A 2,165-nucleotide genomic window follows, 5' to 3' on the forward strand; every position below is an offset into this window, starting at 1 on the left:
AGATAAAAAACAATTGACAAAAATCGCTAAATGCCTTTCTATATAAGGGTTCCATCCCTTATAACCCCCCTCCATTGCATAACACAAACCGAAGAGCCATAATTATCTCCCTAAATTACCTTGGTTAAGATGATAAAGAGCAATGATTTTTTCCGTGACTTCTGTAATACTGAGATGATCGGTATTAACTTCGATCGCATCTGTGGCCTTTCGCAGGGGTGCTAGGGAGCGATTACTATCCAAATAATCCCTTTTTTCAATCTCTTGGGTTAATTCTGCGAGACTAATACCCCCATTTCCCTGCGCTTCTAAGTCTTTTAATCTCCTTCTCGCTCTTTCTTCGGGTGTCGCTGTCAAGAAAATCTTTAATTCCGCTTCTGGAAAAACATTAGTACCAATATCTCGACCTTCCACAACTATTCCCCCCGACATTCCCAGCTGTCTTTGCAGGGTGACTAACTGCTGTCGCACCGCTTTTTGAGCGGCAATTCTGGACACTTGCGCGGTAATTGCGGGAGAGCGAATCTCTAAAGTCACATCCTGCCCATTAATCTTCACTATAGTCACATTTTCGGGACTATCGGCGGGGATTATTGCTATCTTCGCTAAAGATAATAACTCGGCGATGGCCGCTTCTGCGGACAAATCCAGACCGGAATTCACCACTAACCATGTCACTGCGCGATACATCGCACCGGTATCGAGATAGGTTAACCCCAATTTTTCCGCTACTAAGCGCGTTACCGTCGATTTTCCCGCTCCAGCAGGCCCATCAATAGCGATAACTGCCCGACGTTGACGCAAGATAATATTATCAATTAAACGGGTTTGACCGATCGATCCTGCGATCGCTAACAGTCCCCCTGTCTCGATCTGCTCGATCGGTTGTAAACTCTGGGGATGGACTAAATCCAGATACTGACAGCGAAATTCTGCTACTCTGTCGAGATTTTTTTGCACAATAGCCAGTAGTTTTTCCCTTTGTCTTTCCCCTAAACGAAAACTTTCGAGAGCTAATTGCAAACTTTGGGCGATAATTGTCGCTTTTTCCCTTTCTGTGGCCGATAGATACTGATTGCGAGAACTAACGGCTAATCCCGATGTTTCTCGCACTGTAGCACAAGCGCGAATCTCGATCGCTAAATTTAAATCTCTGACTAATTGCCGGATAATCGCTAACTGTTGGGCATCCTTTTCGCCAAAATAGGCGATCGTCGGTGCAATAATATTAAACAACCGCGTGACAATTGTGGCTACTCCCTGAAAATGTCCCGGACGAAAAGCACCACATAACCCGCTAGTCAGAGAAATCGGGGGAACAACTGCGGTTATCTCCTCAGAATCACCAATTCCTAAAGTTTCCGCACTGGGAGCAAAAATAGCAGCAACTCCCAAGGATTCACACAGTTGGCGATCGCTTTCAAAGGTGCGGGGATAGCGAGAAAAATCCTCTGTAGGGCCAAATTGTAGAGGATTAACAAAAATACTAACCACAGTCACCTCCGCTTCCGTCACTGCGCGTCGAATTAGACTAGCATGACCTTTATGGAGAGCGCCCATGGTTGGCACGAGGGCAATACTGTGATCAGGGCGATAATCAGCCAAAAAAGTGCGTAAACCGGGGATTGTCGTGAATATTTGCACAGGGTTCACTCCTTTAATAGCCTATTCCACTACTATTCGCCATTCGTGCAGTTAATACTCCACACAGCCATTTTCAATCAGGGGATGCTGCCCGATGATCGATTCGGCTGCTTCTAGGGAATCGGTTTTAAATAATAACATCCCATCGCCTCTTTCTATCCAATAACTCGTTTTTGTCTCCTGTCCTGTCTCGGTTAACCGCTGCATATATGCTTGTTTGACAAACCGGGGCATAATTTTTTTCAGGACAATGACGGGTGAGCAGCCCGACAATTATATAGATTAATGGCAAAAAAGACTTGACAAAATCCCTCGATTTGACCTATACTTTTTATTATAATGGGAATCCGTGCCGAAATATATATAAGCCTTTTTAGTTCCGATAATTAAGTGGTTCTGATTAAATAGAAGATAGATTTTGTCTTTGATCCCCCCTACCTCCCTTGATAAGGGGGGTGCCGATCCCCCCTTGATCCCTAGGGCTAAAATATAGGCTGTGCCGACGGTAGGATGACCTGCAA

Annotated in this window: 2 protein-coding genes; both read right to left on the bottom strand. The window is 44.9% G+C overall.

The window, feature by feature from the left end:
• Positions 1–102: 102 nt before the first annotated feature.
• Complete coding sequence (locus tag PX481_RS16555; protein ID WP_288024218.1) at positions 103–1,644, bottom strand: bifunctional pantoate--beta-alanine ligase/(d)CMP kinase; 1,542 nt, start codon at positions 1,642–1,644, stop codon at positions 103–105.
• 51 nt (positions 1,645–1,695) lie between these two features.
• Positions 1,696–1,878 carry a YciI family protein gene (locus PX481_RS16560; RefSeq protein ID WP_288001447.1) on the bottom strand — a complete coding sequence of 61 codons (183 nt, stop codon included), beginning with the start codon at positions 1,876–1,878 and terminating at the stop codon, positions 1,696–1,698.
• Positions 1,879–2,165: the final 287 nt, after the last annotated feature.

Source organism: Microcystis sp. M53603_WE2, assembly GCF_030065435.1.

Coding starts and splice junctions, on each gene's coding strand:
- PX481_RS16560 (WP_288001447.1), bottom strand. CDS start 1,878: ATGCCCCGGTTTGTCAAACAAGCATATATGCAGCGGTTAACCGAGACA.